The 20,569-nt window shown below is 73.6% G+C and carries 16 protein-coding genes; 6 read left to right on the forward strand and 10 right to left on the reverse strand.

Features of this window, described 5'->3' with window-relative positions:
* Nucleotides 1-408: 408 nt before the first annotated feature.
* The 4 genes from ACH4OW_RS05610 to ACH4OW_RS05625 all read left to right on the forward strand — a co-directional run bounded on the left by ACH4OW_RS05610 (nt 409) and on the right by ACH4OW_RS05625 (nt 4,705).
* Nucleotides 409-3,132 carry a nitrate- and nitrite sensing domain-containing protein gene (locus ACH4OW_RS05610; RefSeq protein ID WP_398025186.1) on the forward strand — a complete coding sequence of 908 codons (2,724 nt, stop codon included), beginning with the start codon at nt 409-411 and terminating at the stop codon, nt 3,130-3,132.
* Nucleotides 3,129-3,578 carry a roadblock/LC7 domain-containing protein gene (locus ACH4OW_RS05615; protein WP_398025188.1) on the forward strand — a complete coding sequence of 150 codons (450 nt, stop codon included), beginning with the start codon at nt 3,129-3,131 and terminating at the stop codon, nt 3,576-3,578. The genes ACH4OW_RS05610 and ACH4OW_RS05615 overlap by 4 nt, the downstream gene beginning before the upstream one ends.
* 26 nt (nt 3,579-3,604) lie before the next feature.
* Nucleotides 3,605-4,015 carry a DUF742 domain-containing protein gene (locus ACH4OW_RS05620; protein ID WP_360138319.1) on the forward strand — a complete coding sequence of 137 codons (411 nt, stop codon included), beginning with the start codon at nt 3,605-3,607 and terminating at the stop codon, nt 4,013-4,015.
* A gap of 81 nt (nt 4,016-4,096) precedes the next feature.
* Nucleotides 4,097-4,705 carry an ATP/GTP-binding protein gene (locus tag ACH4OW_RS05625; RefSeq protein ID WP_360138322.1) on the forward strand — a complete coding sequence of 203 codons (609 nt, stop codon included), beginning with the start codon at nt 4,097-4,099 and terminating at the stop codon, nt 4,703-4,705.
* A 93-nt stretch (nt 4,706-4,798) separates the two neighbouring features.
* Here ACH4OW_RS05625 and glpK read toward each other — a convergent pair whose 3' ends face one another.
* The 7 genes from glpK to ACH4OW_RS05660 all read right to left on the reverse strand — a co-directional run bounded on the left by glpK (nt 4,799) and on the right by ACH4OW_RS05660 (nt 14,407).
* Entirely contained in the window at nt 4,799-6,328 is a 1,530-nt protein-coding gene (glpK, locus tag ACH4OW_RS05630; RefSeq protein WP_398025190.1) for a glycerol kinase GlpK, read from the reverse strand.
* Between the two features lie 57 nt (nt 6,329-6,385).
* Nucleotides 6,386-7,153 (reverse strand): MIP/aquaporin family protein, encoded by a 768-nt coding sequence (locus ACH4OW_RS05635; protein WP_360138328.1) that lies wholly within the window; start codon nt 7,151-7,153, stop codon nt 6,386-6,388.
* A 273-nt stretch (nt 7,154-7,426) separates the two neighbouring features.
* Nucleotides 7,427-9,100 (reverse strand): EAL domain-containing protein, encoded by a 1,674-nt coding sequence (locus ACH4OW_RS05640; RefSeq protein ID WP_398025192.1) that lies wholly within the window; start codon nt 9,098-9,100, stop codon nt 7,427-7,429.
* A gap of 122 nt (nt 9,101-9,222) precedes the next feature.
* Nucleotides 9,223-10,410: a lipid-transfer protein gene (locus ACH4OW_RS05645; protein ID WP_398025194.1), complete on the reverse strand. Its 1,188-nt coding sequence runs from the start codon at nt 10,408-10,410 to the stop codon at nt 9,223-9,225.
* Nucleotides 10,400-10,900, reverse strand: coding sequence for a Zn-ribbon domain-containing OB-fold protein (locus ACH4OW_RS05650; protein WP_398025196.1), 501 nt, complete (start codon nt 10,898-10,900; stop codon nt 10,400-10,402). The genes ACH4OW_RS05645 and ACH4OW_RS05650 overlap by 11 nt, the downstream gene beginning before the upstream one ends.
* Nucleotides 10,901-11,090: 190 nt before the next feature.
* Nucleotides 11,091-11,903, reverse strand: coding sequence for a M15 family metallopeptidase (locus ACH4OW_RS05655; RefSeq protein WP_398025199.1), 813 nt, complete (start codon nt 11,901-11,903; stop codon nt 11,091-11,093).
* Nucleotides 11,904-11,962: 59 nt separating this feature from the next.
* On the reverse strand, nt 11,963-14,407 hold the full coding sequence (locus tag ACH4OW_RS05660; RefSeq protein ID WP_398025202.1) for a TIM-barrel domain-containing protein: 2,445 nt from the start codon (nt 14,405-14,407) through the stop codon (nt 11,963-11,965).
* A gap of 342 nt (nt 14,408-14,749) precedes the next feature.
* On the opposite strand from ACH4OW_RS05660, the gene ACH4OW_RS05665 reads away from it, so the two are divergent.
* Both ACH4OW_RS05665 and ACH4OW_RS05670 read left to right on the forward strand, forming a co-directional pair.
* A complete protein-coding gene (locus ACH4OW_RS05665) occupies nt 14,750-16,774 on the forward strand; it encodes an acetoacetate--CoA ligase (RefSeq protein ID WP_398025204.1) in 2,025 nt (674 codons plus the stop codon).
* 102 nt (nt 16,775-16,876) lie between these two features.
* On the forward strand, nt 16,877-17,806 hold the full coding sequence (locus ACH4OW_RS05670; protein ID WP_398025206.1) for a hypothetical protein: 930 nt from the start codon (nt 16,877-16,879) through the stop codon (nt 17,804-17,806).
* 135 nt (nt 17,807-17,941) lie between these two features.
* Here ACH4OW_RS05670 and ptsP read toward each other — a convergent pair whose 3' ends face one another.
* The 3 genes from ptsP to ACH4OW_RS05685 all read right to left on the reverse strand — a co-directional run.
* Nucleotides 17,942-19,612: a phosphoenolpyruvate--protein phosphotransferase gene (gene ptsP, locus ACH4OW_RS05675; protein ID WP_360138351.1), complete on the reverse strand. Its 1,671-nt coding sequence runs from the start codon at nt 19,610-19,612 to the stop codon at nt 17,942-17,944.
* A 77-nt stretch (nt 19,613-19,689) separates the two neighbouring features.
* Entirely contained in the window at nt 19,690-20,139 is a 450-nt protein-coding gene (locus ACH4OW_RS05680; RefSeq protein ID WP_398025209.1) for a PTS glucose transporter subunit IIA, read from the reverse strand.
* Between the two features lie 240 nt (nt 20,140-20,379).
* Nucleotides 20,380-20,569 (reverse strand): hypothetical protein (locus ACH4OW_RS05685; RefSeq protein ID WP_360138357.1); only part of this gene is annotated, 190 nt, incomplete at its 5' end.

Consider the following 20,569-nt stretch of genomic DNA (forward strand, 5'->3'; position numbering starts at 1 on the left):
GTGGGCGTCACCGTCTTCGAGGTCCATGTTGGCGTCACTCTCCCCGTACCCGCACGTACCCGCCTGCCCCGTTCTCCAGGTGACTGCCCGGCTTTCACCCATGACATGTCTGTGGTGACGACGCACCACCACCCACCATGGTCACGAACGGGGACGCCGCCCGGTTCCCGGTCGATGTGATTTTCGGCCAACCGCTCCGGCGTACGCCTGTGCACGAGGGTGGTGTTCGAGACCACATGGGTGGGCAGGTTGTCCTGGAATCAGCCGACAACTGGGGACGATCCGCCCTTGACCTGCGGATCCATCGTCCGAACGGGGCTTCGGCCAGAGCTGTCGAGAGTAGTAGGCTCGCGCCGTTTGTTGACGGAACACCACCCCCCGTGCGCCGGGGTTGACGTAGGGGAGGCCATGCGCTTTCGAGGGAAGACGATCACTCGGAAGATCGCAGCGCTGCTGCTGGTGCCGCTGGTGTCCCTCACCGCCATGTGGGCCTTCGCGACGTACCTCACCGGGCGCGAGGCCAACCAGCTGCTGGACGTCGGCAGCGTCGTCGCCAAACTCGGCTACCCGGCCGAGGACGCCGTACAGGCCCTCCAGCAAGAGCGCCGCCAGAGCCTGCTGTACCTGGCCGACCGGCGCGGCGCCAACGCGCTGGGCGAACTGCGCAAGCGCACCCGCGAGACCGACAAGGTCGTCACCAAGCTGCGCGACAACGCCGCCGAACCCGCCGTCCGCGACGACCTCAACGGCGTCGCAGGCGAGCGGATGGACGACGTCGTCAAGGCCCTCGGCCGGCTGACCTCGCTGCGCACCCAGATCGAGGACAACACCATCTCCCGCGACGCGGCGTTCGAGGCGTACAACGCCCTCGTCGACCCCAACTACGAGTTCCTCGCGGCGCTGCACGCGCTGGAGAACGTGGAGATGGACAAGCAGGGCCGCGCCCTGGTCAACGTCACCCGCGCCCGGGAGGCCGTCTCCCGCGAGGACGCGCTGATGTCCGCGGCGATCGCGTCCGGCACCATGGGCAAGCGCGACCTGCGCGGCTTCGCCGACCGCGTCGCCGAGCGCCGCGTCCTGTACGCGACCAGCCTGCCCGTGCTGCCCGGCGACGACCGGGCCGTCTTCACCGACTACTGGCAGTCCGCACCCGCCCGCGAACTGACCTCCTACGAGGACCGCATCATCGACGGCGGCCCGTCCGGAGCGCCCCGCGCCGTCAACGCCGAACGCTGGAACACCGCCGCCGGCAAGGTCCTCGGCGACCTCCAGCGGATGGGCCGGGAGGCCGGCGACCGCTACAAGGAGCGGGTCGAGCCCGTCGCCGTGGCCGTCCTGGTCAAGGCCGCCGTCGCGGGCGTCCTCGGCTTCGTGGCCCTGCTGGTCTCCGTCGTCGTCTCGGTCCGCATCGGCAGCCGGCACGTCAAGGACCTCATCCGGCTGCGCAAGGAGGCCCACGAGGTCTCCGGCGTCCGGCTGCCCAGCGTGATGCGGCGCCTCGCCGCGGGCGAACAGGTCGACATCGAGGCCGAGGCGCCGCGCAGGGAGTTCGGCCAGAGCGAGACCGAACAGGTCGGCCAGGCGCTGAACACCCTCCAGCGGGCCGCCGTCGAGGCCGCCGTCAAACAGGCCGACATGCGCCGCGGCGTCTCCGAGGTCTTCGTCAACCTCGCCCGCCGCAGCCAGGTACTGCTGCACCGCCAGCTGACCCTGCTGGACACCATGGAACGCCGTACCGAGAACGCCGACGAACTCGCCGACCTCTTCCGCCTGGACCACCTCACCACCCGCATGCGCCGGCACGCCGAGGGCCTGGTCATCCTCTCCGGCGCGGCCCCTTCCCGGCAGTGGCGCAAGCCCATCCAGCTGATGGACGTGGTGCGGGCCGCGGTCGCCGAGGTCGAGGACTACGAGCGCATCGAGGTGCGCCGGCTGCCGCGCCTGCTGGCCGTGCAGGGCCCCGCGGTCTCCGACCTCACCCACCTGATCGCCGAACTCCTGGAGAACGCCACCGTCTTCTCGCCCCCGCACACCGCGGTGCAGGTGGTCGGCGAGCGGGTCTCCAACGGCTTCACCCTGGAGATCCACGACCGCGGCCTGGGCATGAAGCCCGACGTCCTGCTCGACGCCAACCTGCGGCTCGCCGAGACCCCCGAGTTCGAACTGTCCGACACCGACCGGCTCGGCCTGTTCGTGGTCAGCCGCCTCGCCCAGCGCCAGGGCGTGCGCGTCTCGCTCCAGCCCTCCCCGTACGGCGGCACCACCGCCGTCGTCTTCATCCCCGCCGCGCTCCTCACCGAGGACACCGGCCGCGAGGACGGCCAGGAGACCGGCAGCCGGCGGATCGACGGGCGCCGGACCGGGGAGCTGGAGGCACCCGGCGGCAAGCTGGCCGCGCTGGCCCAGGTGCCCGTACCACTGCCCGAACCGGCCGGCCGGATGCCGGCGGCCGTCGAGGGACCTGCCGGGCCGGCCCGGAAGACGGAAACGGACGACGAGGACAGCCTCTTCGGCTCCCGCGCGCCCCGCGGCCCCCGCGACACCGGCCGCGGAACCCGTGACCGGGACGCCGAGCGCGCCCGCCTGCGCCCCCGCCGCGACGGCGCGCACGGCGTCACGCCGGTGCCGCCCGCGGCCTCGCCGGAGCAGCACCAGCAGACCCGCGACCAGGCCCCGGCCGGCGACGGACCCGCGCCGCTGCCGCGCCGGCACCGCGCGCCCGTGCTGGTCTCCGACCACGGCAGGCCGGTCGACGGCGCGGCACGCGGCGACGTACGCTCCGACGCGGACACGAACGGCGACACGGATGCGGACATGGACACCGGTACGACAACGGGTACGGGCCTGGCCCCGTCCGAGCGGCCCGCCACGACAGCAGGAGGACTGCCCCGCCGCGTACGGCAGGCCAGTCTCGCCCCCCAGCTCAGGGCCGAGCCCGCGGCGCAGGACGCGTCCGGCACCGGACCCGGCGGCGCGGCGGACGACCGCGACGCGGAGGACGTCCGCGCCCGCATGACCTCGCTCCAGCGCGGCTGGCAGCGTGGCCGCCGGGACAACGGCGAGGACGACGGCCGGCGGGACGGCAGCGACAGCACAGCACCAGGAAACACACCGGGAGGGGACGGTCGATGACCGCACCGAAGGCAGCAGCGGCCAGTGCCGAGTCGAAGGACCCGCAGGGTTCGGGCGAGCTGAGCTGGCTCCTCGACGAACTGGTCGAGCGGGTGGGCAGCATCCGCAAGGCGCTCATCCTCTCCAGCGACGGCCTGGCCACCAGCGCGTCGGCCGACCTGACCCGCGAGGACAGCGAGCACCTCGCGGCGGTCGCCTCCGGCTTCCACAGCCTGGCCAAGGGAGTCGGCCGGCACTTCGAGGCCGGCCGGGTACGGCAGACGCTGGTCGAGCTCGACGAAGCGTTCCTCTTCGTCAGCGCGGCGGGCGACGGCAGCTGCCTCGCCGTCCTCGCCGACGCCGACTCCGACGTCGGGCTGGTCGCGTACGAGATGACGCTGCTCGTCAAGCGGGTGGGCGCCCACCTGGGCACCGCGCCCCGGGCCGGGCAGCCCGCCGACGGCTGACCGGAGGATGACGGCACGGTGACGCCATGACCACAGACGGCCCGGACAACGCCGGGTACCGGGACGCCAGCTGGTACGACGACGACGCGGGCCCCGTGGTGCGCCCGTACGCGATGACCCGCGGGCGCACCAGCACCGAGGCCGAACCCCACCTCGACCTGATCGCCCTGGTGATCGCCGAGGACCGGCAGGGCGAACCGCTCGACGACCAGACCCTGTCGCCGGAGCACGTGGACATCGTCGGCCTGTGCCGCGACGCGCCGCTGTCCGTCGCGGAGCTGGCGGCCGAACTCGACCTGCCGCTCGGCGTGGTACGGGTCCTCATCGGCGACCTGCTGGACGCGGAGCTGGTCCACGTGAGCCGGCCCGTGCCCCCGGCGGAGCTGCCCGACGAGCAGATCCTCCGCGAGGTGATCGACGGGCTCAGGGCGCTGTGACAGCGGCCCGCCCGCCCCACGAACTGCAAGGACCAAGGATGCGAACGAGCACCACCAGCGGCGCACCGGGAGAGGACAGCCATGGTCTTCGGGCGCTCTGAACGACGCCGCAAACAGGCCGCCGACCCCGTCACCCTCAAGATCCTGGTGGCGGGCGGCTTCGGCGTGGGCAAGACGACCCTGGTGGGCGCGGTCAGCGAGATCAAGCCGCTGCGCACCGAGGAACGGCTGACCGAGGCGGGCCGCCCGGTCGACGACCTCGTCGGGGTGGAGGGCAAGCGGACCACCACCGTCGCCATGGACTTCGGGCGCATCACGCTCCGCGAGGACCTGGTGCTCTACCTCTTCGGCACGCCGGGCCAGGACCGCTTCTGGTTCCTGTGGGACGAACTGGCCCGCGGCGCGCTCGGCTCGGTCGTGCTGGCCGACACCCGGCGCCTGGAGGAGTCCTTCGCCGCCATCGACTACTTCGAACGGCGCGGCATCCCCTTCATGGTGGCCGTCAACTGCTTCGACGGCGCCGAACGCTACCCGGCAGAAACGGTTCGCGACGCGCTGGACCTGGACCCCGAGGTGCCCGTGATGCTGTGCGACGCGCGCGAGAAGGACTCCGCCAGGGACGTGCTCATCGCGGTCGTGGAACACGCGATGCACGTGAGCGCCCGGCGGCGCGAGCCCGCGCTTCCCTGAGGCGCGGAGGTACGGCCCGTACTTCGCCGTCCGGGGTACGGGCCGTACGCCTGCCGCCCGCCCGTCGCGTACGGGCGGGCGCCCAGGAGGCGGTCAGGCGCCCCCGTCACCCCCCTCGTGCCACCCGAAGCTCCGCTCCACGGCCCGGCGCCAGTTGCCGTACTCGCGCTCCCGCGTCGGCCCGTCCATCCGCGGCGTCCACTCCGTGTCCCGCTTCCAGTGCGCCGTCAGCTCGTCCAGGTCCTGCCACACGCCGGTCGCCAGCCCCGCCGCGTACGCCGCGCCCAGGCACGTCGTCTCCGCGACCACCGGCCGGATCACCGGCACGCCCAGCACGTCCGCCTGGTGCTGCATCAGCAGGTTGTTGACGGTCATGCCGCCGTCGACCTTCAGCGCGGTGATCTGCACGCCGGAGTCCTGGTACATGGCGTCCACCACCTCGCGCGTCTGCCAGCTGGTGGCCTCCAGCACCGCGCGCGCCAGGTGGGCCTTGGTGACGTAGCCGGTCAGCCCGGTGATCACGCCGCGCGCGTCGGAGCGCCAGTACGGCGCGAACAGCCCCGAGAACGCCGGGACGATGTACGCGCCGCCGTTGTCGGCGACGCTCGCCGCCAGGTCCTCGATCTCGTCCGCCGAGTCGATGATGCCCAGCTGGTCCCGGAACCACTGCACCAGCGCACCGGTGATGGCGATCGACCCCTCCAGGCAGTAGACCGGGGCCTCGCCGCCCAGCTGGTAGCCCAGCGTCGTCAGCAGCCCGCTCTTGGAGGGCACCGGCCGGCCGCCGGTGTTCAGCAGCAGGAACGAGCCGGTGCCGTAGGTGTTCTTCGCCTCGCCGACGCCGTAACAGGTCTGCCCGAACACCGCCGCCTGCTGGTCGCCCAGCGCCGAGGCCACCGGCACCCCGCGCAGCTGCCCGACCGCCGTCCCGTACACCTCCGCCGAGGAGCGGATCTCCGGCAGCATCGCCTCGGGCACCCGCATCGCGGACAGGATCGCGGGGTCCCACTGGAGGGTGTGCAGGTTCATCAGCATCGTGCGCCCGGCGTTGGTGACGTCCGTGACGTGCACGCCGCCGTCCGTACCGCCCGTCAGGTTCCAGATGAGCCACGAGTCGACGGTCCCGAAAGCGATCTCGCCGCCCTCGGCCCGCGCCCGCAGGCCCGGCACGTTGTCCAGCAGCCAGGCCGCCTTCGGCCCGGAGAAGTAGCTGGCCAGCGGCAGGCCCGTGGCGTCACGGAAGCGGTCCTGGCCGTCCGCGCCGCCCAGCTCGGCGCAGAGCCGGGAGGTACGGGTGTCCTGCCAGACGACCGCGTTGTGCACCGGCTTGCCGGTGGACCGGTCCCACAGCACGGTCGTCTCGCGCTGGTTGGTGATGCCCAGCGCGCTGAGCTGGTCGGCGCGCAGCCCCGCCTTGGCCAGCGAGCCCGCCACCACCGCCTGCACCTTGGCCCAGATCTCGGAGGCGTCGTGCTCCACCCAGCCGGGCTTGGGAAAGATCTGCCGGTGCTCGCGCTGGTCGACGGCGACGATCGCGCCGTCCTGGTTGAAGATGATGCAGCGGCTGGAGGTCGTGCCCTGGTCGATCGCGGCGACGTACCTGTCCGTCGTGCCGTCCGTCATGACGTCTCCTGACTCCTCGTTGCCGGTCCCCACTGCCTGCCCGGGTGCCGCCGCCGGTCAGTAGACCGCGGTGAACACGAGCCCGGAGAGCACCGCCCCGACGAGCGGGCCGGCCACCGGAATCCAGGCGTAGGACCAGTCGGAGGTGCCCTTGTTGGGGATGGGGAGCAGTGCGTGGGCGATGCGCGGCCCCAGGTCGCGGGCCGGGTTGATGGCGTACCCGGTGGGCCCGCCGAGCGAGAGGCCGATGCCGGCCACCAGCAGCGCGACGAGCAGGACGTTGATGCCGGAGCCGTAGACACCGGCGTCCGCGCCGGGCACCTGCCCGATACCTATGCCCTCGTTCTTGCCGAAGAACAGCAGCGGCAGCACCAGGCCGGCGGTCGCGATGATCTCGGTGACGAGGTTGGCGGCCGGGTTGCGCACTTCCGGGGCGGTGGCGAAGACGCCCAGGGTCGGCTGCGCCTTGTCCGCCTCCGCGTTGGCGGCGAACTGCGCGTAGTACAGCGCCCACGCCAGTACGGCACCGAGCACCGCGCCCACCAGCTGCGCCGCCATGTACAGCGGCACCTTCGACCACTCCGTGCCGCCCGCGACCGCCGAGCCCAGCGTCACCGCCGGGTTGAGGTGCCCGCCGGACAGCGGCGCCGCGGTGTAGGCCCCGGCGAGCACGCCGAAACCCCACCCGAACGCGACGACCACCCAGCCGGCGGCCCTCGCCTTGGAGTGGTGCAGGGTGACGGCGGCGCACACGCCCGCGCCGAAGAGGATCAGGACGGCGGTGCCGATGACCTCGCCGACGAAAATGTCCCCGTTGGAATACATGGCGGCTCCTTGTCCCTGGCCCGGGGGAGTGGCCCCCGGTCCTCCGTGCAGGGTGCGTACTTCCGTGCCACGGGAGGGCGGCGGGCGCTCGGCCACCGCGCCCCGCGCGGCGTGCGCGTCGAGCGTGCCGGTACGTCGGAACCGCCCATGGGGAGTCGGGCAGCGCGAAACGCCGCCACGCGGCCTGGATGCCTGGCTGCGGCGATGCCGACGGACACCCGGAAGTGTTCACCGCAGGTAACGGGGCGTCAAGGTGCCGGGAAGGGGCGGGGCTCAGTCCCCGCGCCGCCGCCCCCGGCGCACCTCGTGCCCCCGTGTCCCGGGCCGCCCCGACACCCAACTACTCGCCCCTGCAAGGGCTTTGGCCGCTTTCTTCAACGGCGCCAGCGCCGCCGCTGCCTCCTCGTGCCCGCGCACGCTGCCCGGCGCGCACTCCACCGTCGCCAGCGACAGTGTGACCGGCAGCCCGCCCGCCGACCAGGGCGCGTCCAGCACCGCGGCCGCGAACGGCTCCACCTCGCCGGGGCCGGCCAGCACCAGGAAGTCGTCTCCGCCGATGTGCCCCACCCGCGCCGCGGGCAGCTCCGCCGCCGTCCGCGCCAGCGCGTGCCCCACGGCGCGGATCAGCGTGTCGCCCGCCGCGAACCCGGCTCCGTCGTTGACCTGCTTGAAGCCGTCCACGTCCAGCCAGCTCAGCGCGAACGCCCGGCCGTCGGCGATCCGCCGGTCCACCTCCGCGTTCACCGCGTCGGAGCCGGGCAGCCGGGTCAGCGGGTTGAGCCGCGCCGCCTCCTCCACCCGGCTCTCGGCCAGCGCCCGCAGGATGTCGGCCAGGTGCACCACGCCCACGCAGCGGCCCTGCTCGTCCACCACCGCCACGTCGTCGCCGGTACGGTCGCGGTGGCCGCCCGTGACCACGTCCAGCACCTCCCAGGCGGTGGCGTCGGCGCCCACCGTCCGCGGCCGGTCGGCCAGCCGCAGCGCCGGGCGGTCGGCGTACAGCGCGTGCCCGTACCGGCCGGAGAGCGACAGCAGGAACCGGTCGCGGTCGATGGCCCGTACCGGCACGCCGTCGGGGTCCACCAGCAGGACGCCGGAGACCCCGGGGAAACCGGTCAGGTGGCTGCGCACCGCGCCTGCCGAGGCGGACATCGGCAGCAGCGCGGCGGGCTGGAGGAACTGCGTCACGGGCGGCCCCGCCGGGGGCAGAGGCCGCCCGCCGCCCACGTACGCGCTCGCCACAGGCCCGTACTCCGGCGGCTCGGGGACGTAGACACCGGCCGCCGGGCGCCGCGCGGGCGGCGCCAACAGGAACCCCTGCGCGAGCTGGGCGCCCGCCTCGCGCACCGCCGCGTACTGCCGTTCGGTCTCCACCCCCTCCACCGCCAGCAGGCTGCCCAGCACCTCGCACAGCTGCCGCATCGCGGCCACGGCGGCCCGCCGCCCCCGGTCGTCGTCCAGCCCCTCGCACAAGGACGCGTCCAGCTTCACCAGGTCGGGGGCGAGGTCGCCGAGCAGCCGCAGCGGCAGGTCCCCGTCGCCGACCCCGTCCGCGCAGATGCGGTACCCGTCCTGCCGCAGCCCCGCCACGGCCTCCAGCAGCGCCCGCCGCGGCACGTGCGTGAACGGCCTGCCGAGATCGACCGTGATCTCCCACGGCCGCCGGCCCGCGTCGTGCACGGCCTTGCGCAGCGCGGTCAGGCCCGGCAGCTCGACGAGCGTCGTGGCGAACACGTTGACGTGCAGCGGGAGCAGCGTCTCCTGCCGCGCGGCCGACCGTACGGCGAGACCGGCCAGCTCGTCGTCCAGGTCGGCGGAGCGGCGCGCCGCCGTCAGCACGTCGCCGCGTTCGGGGCGGGCGAGTATCTCCAGGGCGGCGACCGAGCCGGTCGCCAGGTTCACGACGGGCTGGAAGGCGAATCGGAGCTGGTCCGTCCAGGCAGGCACGGCAGCAGAATGCCCGCTCAGGGCAGTGCCGACGGGTGATTCACGTACTGTTCACGCATCCTTCCGGCGCACTCGAACGGATGCGGCCGCACGCGCAGGGGGCCGCGCGGCGGCCCGCCGCCTCACCGCACCGCGACCACCGCGGACCCGTGCCCGAACAGCCCCTGGTTCGCCGAGATCCCCACCCGCGCACCCGGCACCTGCCGCGCACCCGCCTGCCCGCGCAACTGCCACGTCAGCTCGCAGACCTGCGCGATCGCCTGCGCCGGCACCGCCTCACCGAACGAGGCCAGGCCGCCGCTGGGGTTCACCGGCAGCCGCCCGCCGAGCGCCGTCACGCCCTCGCGCAGCAGCTTCGCGCCCTCACCGGCGGGGCACAGGCCGAGGTCCTCGTACCACTGGAGTTCCAGCGCGGTGGACAGGTCGTAGACCTCCGCGAGCGACAGGTCGTCCGGTCCGAGCCCCGCCTCCTCGTAGGCGGCGCGGGCGATGGAGGGCCGGAAGGCGGCCGGCGGCTCCGGCACGGCGGCCGAATCGGTCGCGATGTCCGGCAGGTCCAGGTCGGCCCGCGGGTACTCCGGCGTCGCGGTGGAGACGGCCCGGATACGGACGGGGTCCCGCACCCCTTTGCGCCGCGCGTAGTCCGGACCGCACAGGACCAGCGCCGCGGCGCCGTCCGACGTGGCGCAGATGTCCAGCAACCGCAGCGGATCGGCGACCACGGGTGACGCGGCGACCTCCGCCGCCGTCACCGCCGTGCGGTAGCGGGCGTACGGATTGACCGCCCCCGCCGCCGCGTTCTTGACCTTCACCTGCGCGAAGTCGTCGGTCGTGTCCCCGTACAGGGCCATCCGGCGCCGCGCGTACAGCCCGAAGTAGGCGGGGTTGGCGGCCCCCAGCAGCCGGAAGCGCAGCCAGTCGGGGTCGTCGGGCCGGTCGCCGCCCGCCGGCGCGAAGAAGCCTTTCGGCGCCGCCTCAGCGCCGACCACCAGCACCACGTCCGCCAGGCCCGCCAGGATCTGCGCCCGCGCGGTGGCGATGGCCTGGGCACCGGACGCGCACGCCGCGTAGACGCTCGTCACCCGCGCGCCCTGCCAGCCCAGCGCCCGCGCGAACGCCGCCCCCGCCACGTAACCGGGATACCCGCCGCGCACGGTGCCCGCACCGACCACCGACTGCACGTCGGCCCACGCCAGTCCCGCGTCGGCCAGCGCGGCGCGCGCCGCCACCGTCCCGTACTCGACGAAGCCGCGGCCCGCTTTGCCCCAGGCGTGCATGCCCGCCCCGAGGACGGCGATGTCACCGGTCACGGCCGCCTCCCGCCGCGCCCCCTCGCGGGGCCTCCTCCGGTCCGACGGGCCGCCACCACCACGTCGTCCACACAGTGTCCGCATCCTCGTTCAGCACCCCGGGGACCACCTCGGCCTCCATGCCGACCCGCAGGTCCGCGATGGTGACCCCCGGCGCGGCCTGCCCGAGCACCACCATCCGCTCCGCCGCCAGCTCCACCGCGACCAGGGTGTGCGGCTCCCACGGCACGCCGGGGTCGGAGACGTAGGGCGGCGGCGGCCGGTAGCGCCCGTCCGTGTACGACCACACCGTGCCGCGCCGCGACAGCGGCACCTCCGCCAACTCGGTGCCGTCACAGCGGGGATTGCGGCAGAAGAAGTCGGCACGGGGGAAGAAGACCGCACCGCAGGCACCGCACCGGGTGCCCAGAAGGCGGAAGCCCGCCGCGTCCCCCTCGTCCTCTCCACCGGTGAACCACCCCGGCACCACCGGCTTGCGCGTACGTGTCACGACGCCTCCCGCAACCAGCTCGACGGACCCGGCCGCCCGCCGCGTAACTGACGGCCCGTCAGGAGTCTGGCACGCCGTCCCGCCGATCGGAACGGGCCCGGCTGAACCTGATACCGCCGCACCGCGTCCACCAAGGCGGGCCGGGGCGCGGGATCCACGGGGGTGGTTCCGCGCCCCGGCCCGCCACCGCTCAGCGCGCGTCGTCGTTCAGTGATCGCCGTGACACCGGAAAGTCGAAATACGTGTCGGGGAACGTCTCCGGAGTGAAGGTGTAGTGCCACCACTCCTTCTCGTAGTTACGGAACCCCACGCGCTCCAGCCCGCTCTTCAACAGCAGGCGGTTCGCCCGCTGCTTGCCCTGCACCCGCGGATCGAGCGTGTGCGCGAGAGTGTCGAAACAGTCGAACCCGGTCCCCATGTCGACCGAGTTGTCGGGAAAGCGCTCCGCCTTCGGCGCATAGCACTCCGTCAGCGGCTCCCCGGGAACGTACGGCCGGGTGGGCAGGCCCGGCAGCCGTACCAGCGTCAGGTCGAGGGTGCTGCCCCGGCTGTGGCCCGACTTCTCCGCGATGTACCCGTCCTCGAACAGCGCCGACTTGTCCACCCGCGGATAGAACTCGCCCTTCATCCGCTGGTCGCCGAGGTCCTTCGCCCACGCCACGAAGTGGTCGACAGCCCGCTGCGGCCGGTAGCAGTCGTACACCTTGAGCGTGTAGCCGCGCCGCAGGAACGACAGCTGGGCCCGGTGCAGCGCCCGCGCCGCGTCGCGGGTCAGGATGCACACCGGCTCCCGGTAGCCGGTGACCGGTACGCCCATGAAGTCGTGCGGCGTGAAGTACCGCATCTCCTGGCGGATCGTCGGGTCCACGTCGCGCAGCGCGACGAACTCCTTCGGCGCCGTCGGATCGGCGGCACTCCGCGCGTCCGGTACGGCGGCCACGGTCAGGACGGCGGTGGCGGCGGCCACGGCGAAGCCGCGCAACGCGGCAGCGAGTCTCGGCATGGCACCCGTCTACCACCGGCACCGCGTACCGCGTAAGAGCCCGGCCGCACGCGCTCCCGCTACGCGACCGGCGCCTCCCGGCCCACCCCGTTCCCGTCCGCCAGGCCACGCACCCGCACCCGGTACCCGGCCGCTCCGCCGCCCTGCCGCTCGACCACCACCCGCCCGTCCTCCAGACGCGTCTCGAAGCGCTCGACCTCCGGCTGCCGCCAGCCGTCGCCGACGTCCGGCACCAGCACGCCACCGCCCGCCCGGCCGGCCACCGGCGCCCACACCTCCAGCTCCGTCACACCGTCACCGCCGGCCACCGGCAACACCGCGCCGGCCCGCGCCAGCACCGGGATCCGCGACAGCGGCGCGTCCACCAGCACCTGCCCGGGACCGTCGTACGCCTGCCCGGACGCCGTGTCGTACCAGCGCCCGCGCGGCAGCCGCACCGCCCGCCGCGTCACCCCCGGCCCCAGCACGGGCGCCACCAGCAACGCGTCCCCCAGCAGAAACGCGTCCTCGCAGTCCCGCAGCTTCCGGTCCCGCGGCGTGCTCCACCACACCGGACGGACATACGGCGCACCCGACAACCGCGCCAGCTGCCCCAGCGAGACGAAATACGGCACCAGCCGCTCCCGCTCCAGCAGCGCGGCGCGCGCGTGCTCCACCACCTCGGGCCCGAACTCCCACGGCTCCCGCCGCCCCGCGAAGACCGCCGAATGCGTACGGAACAACGGGAGGTACGCGGCCATCTGGAACCACCGCAGATACAGCTCGGGCGACGGCACCCCGGAGAACCCGCCCACATCGGGCCCGCTGTACGGCACCCCGCACAGCCCCATCCCCAGCACCAGCGACAACGAGGCCCGCAGCCCCGGCCAGCCGGTCGCCACATCCCCCGACCACGTGCCCCCGTAGCGCTGCATCCCCACCCACCCCGACCGCGAGAACAGGAAAGGACGCTCCTCGGGGCGCAGCTCCAGCAGCCCTTCGTAGCCGGCGCGCGCCATCGCCAGCCCGTACACGTTGTGCGCCTCCCGGTGGTCGCCGCCCCGCCCCTCCAGCGCGTGCCGCGCCGAACGCGGCAGCGACGGATCGCCGAACGCCGCGAAGGACACCGGCTCGTTCATGTCGTGCCACACCCCGGAGAACCCCTGCGCCAGCCGCTCCGCGTACAGGCCGCCCCACCACTTGCGCACCCGCGCGTCGGTGAAGTCGGGAAACACCGCCTCGCCCGGCCACACCACCCCGCGCACCTCCCGGCCCCGCGCGTCCCGCACGTACGCGTCCGCCGCCGCCCCGCCCTCGTACACCGCGTTGCCCGGCTCCGCCTTCACCCCCGGATCGACGATGGACACCAGCCGCACCCCCTCGGACCGCAGTTCGCGCGCCAGCCCCGGCAGGTCGGGGAAGGCCGTGCGGTCGACCGTGAAGACCCGGTGGCCGTCGTAGTGGTCGATGTCCAGGTGCACGGCCGACAGCGGCAGCCCGCGCTCCCGGTACCCGGACACGACCCGCCGCACCTCCTCCTGGCTGCCGAACCCCCACCGGGCGTGCTGCGGACCCAGTGCCCAGCGGGGCGGCGGCGTCGGCGCCCCGGTCAGCGCCGTCCAGCCGAGGAGCACACGGGCGGGCGTACCCACCAGCACCCAGTACCGCAGCGGACCGCCGTCCATCCGCAGCTCGGAGCAGCCCGGCCGGTCGTGCCCCGAACCCGCGCCCTCCGAGCCCTCCCGCAGCGTCACCGTGCCGTCCCACGAGTTGTCGTGGAAGACCAGATGCGTCCCGGCGTCCGCCACCACGAACTGGACCGGCATCGTGACGGAGAGCGGGTCGTCACCCGGCACGAACGCGCCGCCCGGATCGGTGTTCCACAGCCGGTACCTGCGCGCGCGGAGCCGCGGCCCGCAGGACCGGCCGCCCAGCCCGAAGAACCGGGCGTCCGCCGCCACCTCGGAACGCTGCACCCACCGCGACTCCCCGGACCGTTCGGCAGGCACGCCGCCCCCGTCGCCCGGCACCCGGTCCCACCACCGCGGCGGCAGCTCCCGCCGCAGCACCACCCCGCCCGGCGTCCGCACCGCCACCGCCCCGTGCCGCGACACCGTCACCGTCACCCGCTCCGAGACGACCCGCCAGCCGCCCTCCGTGTCGGGCTCCAGCACCGCCCGCACGTCCGGCTCGGGACACGTACCGGCCAGCGCGTACGAGGGCTCCGGCTCCGCGCCGTCCCAGCCGCAGAACACCGCGCCGCCCGCCGCGACCCGCACCCGCAGCGACGAACGCGCGAAGAACACCACCCCGCCGCCCGGCTGCGGCTCCGCGCGCGCCGCGGCGCCCGGCACCCGGGCCCGCTCGGGCCCGCGCCGCGCCGTCCCCAGCCGGTCGGCGCGGCGCCGCCGCCACGCCGACCGCCACGACAGCAGCCCGCGCACCGAACCGGCCGCCCTGAGGGCCCGTACCGCGCCGACCGCCCTGCCCCACCACACCGACCGCACTTGATCACGCCCGTCCATGCTGCTCAGCCTGCCATCGACGGCACCCGGCGGGGGGACCGTTCAACTCCCGTTCACCCGGGAAGAACCGCGACCCCACCCGCGGCACACCGCCGGCGGGCGGACGGCCGCCCTCCTGCCTCATTCCCCACCGCGCGGCCGCGCCCCACCCGCCCGCGTACGTGCCTGAATGTGCGGCCCACCCTGGCGCACGAGTCGATCACGTGGCATCGTCTCGCCCAGCCGTGTCACACGCACGCGCCCCCGCGCTGCGCCGGGGTGATCCCCCGGCCGTACGGGGGCACCGCGTACCGCACGCCCACACCGCGTCCACGCAACGCCGCGTACAGCCGGGAGCCGATCATGACCACCGCACCGCCGTCCGTCCCGCAGCCCGAACCCCTGTGGCAGCCCGGCCAGGACCGCATCGACGGCGCCCGGATCACCCGCTTCCACGACTGGGCCGCCATCCACCACGGCGCCCCCGCCCGCGTATCCGGCGACCCGGCGGCCGACTACGCCGCACTGCACCACTGGTCCGTGACCGAACTGACCCGCTTCTGGCAAGCCGTCGCCGAGTGGTTCGACGTCCGCTTCTCCACCCCGTACGAAACCGTCCTCGCCGACCCCGCCATGCCTGGCGCCCGCTGGTTCCCCGGCGCCACCCTCAACTACGCGGAACACGCCCTGCGCGCCGCCGAGGACCCGGCCCGCGCCGGCACGCCCGCGCTGCTGCACGTCGACGAGACCCACGACCCCGCCCCCGTCACCTGGGCCGAGCTGCGCGCCCAGGTCGGCTCGCTCGCCGCGGAGCTGCGCCGCCTCGGCGTACGCCCCGGCGACCGCGTCAGCGGCTACGTCCCCAACGTCCCGCAGGCCGTCGTCGCCCTCCTGGCCACCGCCGCCGTCGGCGCCGTGTGGACCTCCTGCGCCCCCGACTTCGGCGCCCGCAGCGTCCTGGACCGCTTCCAGCAGGTCGAACCGGTCGTGCTGTTCACGGTCGACGGCTACCGCTACGGCGGCAAGGAGCACGACCGCCGCGACACCGTCGCCGAACTCCGCCGCGAACTGCCCACCCTCAGGGCCGTCGTGCACATCCCCCTCCTGGGCACCCCCGCCCCCGAAGGCGCCGTGGAATGGGCGGACCTGACCTCCGCCGCCACCGAACCGGTCTTCGAACAGGTCCCCTTCGACCACCCCCTGTGGGTCCTGTACTCCTCCGGCACGACCGGCCTGCCCAAGGCCATCGTCCAGTCACAGGGCGGCATCCTCCTCGAACACCTCAAGCAGACCGGCCTGCACTGCGACCTCGGCCCCGACGACCGCTTCTTCTGGTACACCTCCACCGGCTGGATGATGTGGAACTTCCTCGTCGCCGGCCTCCTCGCGGGCTCCACGATCGTCCTCTACGACGGCAGCCCGGGACACCCGGGCACCGACGCCCAGTGGCGGATCGCCGAACGCACCGGCACCACCCTCTTCGGCACCTCCGCCGCGTACGTCATGGCCTGCCGCAAGGCCGGCGTCCACCCGGGACGCGACCTCGACCTCTCCGCCGTCAAGTGCGTCGCCACCACCGGCTCCCCGCTGCCGCCCGACGGCTTCCGCTGGCTGCACGACGAGGTCGCCGACGACCTGTGGATCGCCTCCGTCAGCGGCGGCACGGACGTGTGCAGCTGCTTCGCCGGCGCCTCACCCACCCTGCCCGTCCACATCGGCGAACTCCAGGCCCCCTGCCTCGGCACGGACCTCCAGGCATGGGACCCGCACGGCAAGCCGCTGACCGACGAGGTCGGCGAACTCGTCGTCACCAACCCCATGCCCTCCATGCCGATCCGCTTCTGGAACGACCCCGACGGCACCCGCTACCACGACAGCTACTTCGACACCTACCCCGGCGTCTGGCGGCACGGCGACTGGATCACCCGCACCTCGCGCGGCACCGTCGTCATCCACGGCCGCTCCGACTCCACCCTCAACCGCCAGGGCGTACGGATGGGCTCCGCCGACATCTACGAAGCCGTCGAACGCCTCCCCGAGATCCGCGAATCCCTCGTCATCGGCCTCGAACTGCCCGACGGCGGCTACTGGATGCCGCTCTTCGTCCACCTCGCGCCCGGCGCCGCGCTCGACGACGCGCTGCGCGACCGCATCAAGCGCACCATCCGGGAACAGTGCTCCCCGCGCCACGTACCCGACGAGATCATCGAAGCACCCGGAGTGCCGCACACCCTCACCGGCAAGCGCATCGAGGTCCCCGTCAAGCGGCTCCTCCAGGGCACTCCGCTGGAAAAGGCCGTCAACCCGGGCTCGGTCGACAACCTCGAAATCCTGCGGTTCTACGAGCGCATCGCCGCCGACCGCGCCGCCGCCGACCGCACGCAGTAGCGGCGAAGACCGGCGCGCACGGCCGTTGTCAGACCCCTCGGTTACTCTCCGTGACAAGTGAGGCTCGCGCAGCGGGCAGCACGCACCGACCGAGGGGGAGTCATGGCACCACCGTTCCGACGCACCACGCCCACCGACCCGACCGGACTCGCCGCCGCGCGCCGCAAGCTGCGCCGCGAAATCCCCAGCACCGCCGCCGTCCTGGCGGACGCGCAGGACTTCGCAGCCATGTGCCGCTACCGCACCTTCCCGTTCGACGACCACACCACCTACCTCCGGCAGATGGAAGCCCTGCTGCGCTCGCTGACCGCCCAGGGCATCCACGCCACCGTCACCCTCTTCGACCCCGTCGCGTACGAGACGTTCTGCCTGGACGCCGGCCTGGACCCGGACCGGCCCGACAGCCGCTCCCGCTACACCGCCGAACTGGCCTGCACCGGCGCCACCCTGCCGTATACGGGCGAGCCACTGGCCCGGCTGCTGCCCGCCCTCGTCGACGAGGCGGAACGCCAGACGACCTGGGACCGCGCCACGGCCCTGCTCGCGCGCACCGGCTCCTGCCCGGACTGCGGCCAGGACCTCGCCAGAGCCGCGTTCGCCCGCGCCTCCCGCGCGGTCACCGGCCTGCTGGACGCTCTCGGTGACGGCACCCACCACCTGGTGTGCAGCGTCCCCGCGAGCGGCGCCCCGCTCCTGGCCGTGCTGCACGCCGAGTCCCGCGACCGCGGGCGGCTGGAGCTGTCCGAGGCCGCGACCCTCGTCTTCTGCACGGTCCTGGCCGCCGGCTTCGCCCTGCGCAGCCCCGGCGGCATCGTGTCGCGGACGGCCGAGCCCGCAGGCCGCGACACGGTACGCGGCTGGACCCTGCGCAACACCTGGCTGCACCCGCTGAGCGCCGCCGAGGTCTTCACGGCGTACTGCACGGACTCCGCCACCGGCGAGCCCGTCCCACCCGAGCCCGGCGTCGACTACCACTCGGGCCTGCCCGTCCCCGACCCGCCCACCGAGGACCACGACCACCCCCACGACTGACGAAGGGCCCCCACGGCAATCCGTAAGGGCCCCGAACGCCGGACGGCCGCCCCGCCGCAAAGGGCGGGACGGCCGTCCGTACTCACATTCCGGCAGTGCCCGGCAGGTGGCTCACCGGCCGGACCCCGCCGGGGATCACTCCCCGGAGAGCACCGCCTGCGCGGCGGCGCGCGCGTCCTCGGCGGTGTCCGCGGCCCGCGCAGCGGAGGCGGCACGCTCGCACTGCGCCAGCGTGTGCTTCGCCAGCGTCGCGCGCACGTACGGAATCGACGCCGCACCCATGGAAAGGCTCGTCACGCCGAGCCCCGTCAGCACACAGGCCAGCAGCGGATCGGAGGCCGCCTCGCCACAGACGCCACAGCTCTTGCCCTCGGCCTTCGCGGACTCGGCCGACAGCGCCACGAGGTCGAGCAGCGCCGGCTGCCACGGGTCCTGGAGACGCGAGACGGCACCGACCTGCCGGTCGGCGGCGAAGGTGTACTGCGCCAGGTCGTTGGTCCCCAGCGAAAGGAACTCGACCTCCTGGAGGATCGACCGGGCGCGCAGCGCCGCGGACGGAATCTCCACCATCGCACCGAACTTGGCCTGCAGACCGGCCGCCCGGCACGCGTCGGCGAACGCCTTGGCGTCCGTACGGTCGGCCACCATCGGCGCCATGACCTCAAGGTAGACCGGCAGCCCCTCGGCGGCCTTGGCCAGCGCGGTCAGCTGGGTACGGAGCACCTCGGGGTGGTCCAGCAGCGTCCGCAGGCCCCGCACGCCCAGCGCCGGGTTCGGCTCGTCGCCCGGCGTCAGGAAGTCCAGCGGCTTGTCCGCGCCGGCGTCCAGCACCCGGACCACGACCCGGCCCTCGGGGAAGGCCTCCAGCACCTTGCGGTACGCCTCGGTCTGCTTCTCCTCCGACGGCGCCTTCTCGCTGTCGTCGAGGAAGAGGAACTCGGTACGGAACAGGCCGACGCCCTCGGCGCCCGCCTCCACGGCCGCCGGCACGTCCGAAGGACCGCCCACGTTCGCCAGCAGCGGCACCTTGTGACCGTCCGACGTGGCACCGGGACCGGTCGAAGCGGCGAGCGCCGCCTTACGGGCCCGCGCGGCCTGCTCCAGCTCCGCGCGCTTGTCCGCACTCGGGTTCACGAAGATCTCGCCCGTGCTGCCGTCGACGGCGACGACGGTGCCCTCGACCAGCTCGCCCGCGCCCGGCAGCGCCACCACGGCCGGCACCCCCAGCGCCCGCGCGAGAATCGCGCTGTGGCTGGTCGGCCCGCCTTCCTCGGTCACGAACCCGAGCACCAGCGCCGGGTCCAGCAGCGCCGTGTCGGCCGGCGCCAGGTCCCGCGCGATGAGCACGTACGGCTCGTCGCTGTCCGGCACGCCCGGCATCGGCACGCCCAGCAGCCGCGCGACGATACGGTTCCGCACGTCGTCGAGGTCCGCGACCCGCCCGGCCAGGTACTCGCCGGCACCCGCCAGCAGCGCCCGGTAGGAGGCGAAGGCGTCGTACACACCGCGCTCGGCGGTGCTGCCCACGGCGATGCGCCGCTCGACGTCGGCCATCAGCTCGGGGTCCTGGGCCATCATGGCCTGGGCCTCCAGCACCGCCTGGGCCTCGCCGCCCGCCAGGTTGCCCCGCGCGATCAGGTCGGCGGCCACAGCTTCCACGGCCTTGCGGGCACGCCCCTGTTCGCGCTCCGCTTCCTCCGCCGGAATCTGCTTGGCCGGCGGTTCCAGGACCGCCGTGCCCATGTGCCGCACCTCGCCGATCGCCACACCGTGGCTCACGCCGACGCCTCGCAGCGTTGTCTCCATTTCACCCGTCTCCGGTTGGTGCGGCGGTCACTGCCGCCGCGGTGGATGTCGTACGTGCCGTCAGGGACGGCGGCGGGCTACTGCCAGCTGAAGAGCTGCTCGCCGGCCTTCACTTCGCCGTCCTCGACGACGTCGCCGAGAGAGTCGGCGGTCGCCTCCAGCGCGACGATCGGGCAGACCGGCGACTTGCCGGCCTCCTCGACGGCGGCGGGGTTCCAGCGCACGACGGCCTGGCCGCGGGTGACGGTGTCGCCCTTGTTGACGAGCAGTTCGAAGCCCGCGCCGTTGAGCTGGACGGTGTCGATACCCAGGTGCGTCAGCACGCCGTGGCCCTCGCCGTCGACGACGACGAACGCGTGCGGGTGCAGCGAGACGACGACACCGTCAACGGGCGAGACGGCCTCGGAAGGCTCGCGGATCGGGTCGATGGCGGTACCGGGACCCACCATCGCGCCGGAGAACACCGGGTCGGGCACTGCCGCGAGTCCGATGGCGCGTCCGGCAAGCGGGGACGTCACGGTGGTCATGGGAGTCCTCCCAGGGGTGGAGATGTATCAGGCCGCCGTCACTACCTGTCCTGGACGGCGCACCGATCAGAGCGTAAGTCATAAGAAGTGAGGGTTCCGCACGCGCGACACCGCCTCCGGAGCACCCGTCCCGGGGCATTCGATTTGCCCCGCCCACCGCAGCCCTGTACTGTCTGACACCTGCCCCGGTTCGACAGAGCGCGATCACATCGCGGAGATCGGACGGCGGGTGGCACTCCTTCAGAACTGATCGAGATTTTCGACCGCTGTTTCTGCATGCCTGCGGAAAACACGGTGGTCCGGAAGCCCGAAACGGCCTGATAGAGTGGTGGAACACCGAAGGGAAGCGCCCGGAGAGCCTGGTGAAACAGGCACAAAGGAAGCGTCCGTTCCTTGAGAACTCAACAGCGTGCCAAAAGTCAACGCCAGA

The organism is Streptomyces sp. NPDC017056, from assembly GCF_044332485.1.
In the GTDB taxonomy this organism is placed as follows: domain Bacteria; phylum Actinomycetota; class Actinomycetes; order Streptomycetales; family Streptomycetaceae; genus Streptomyces.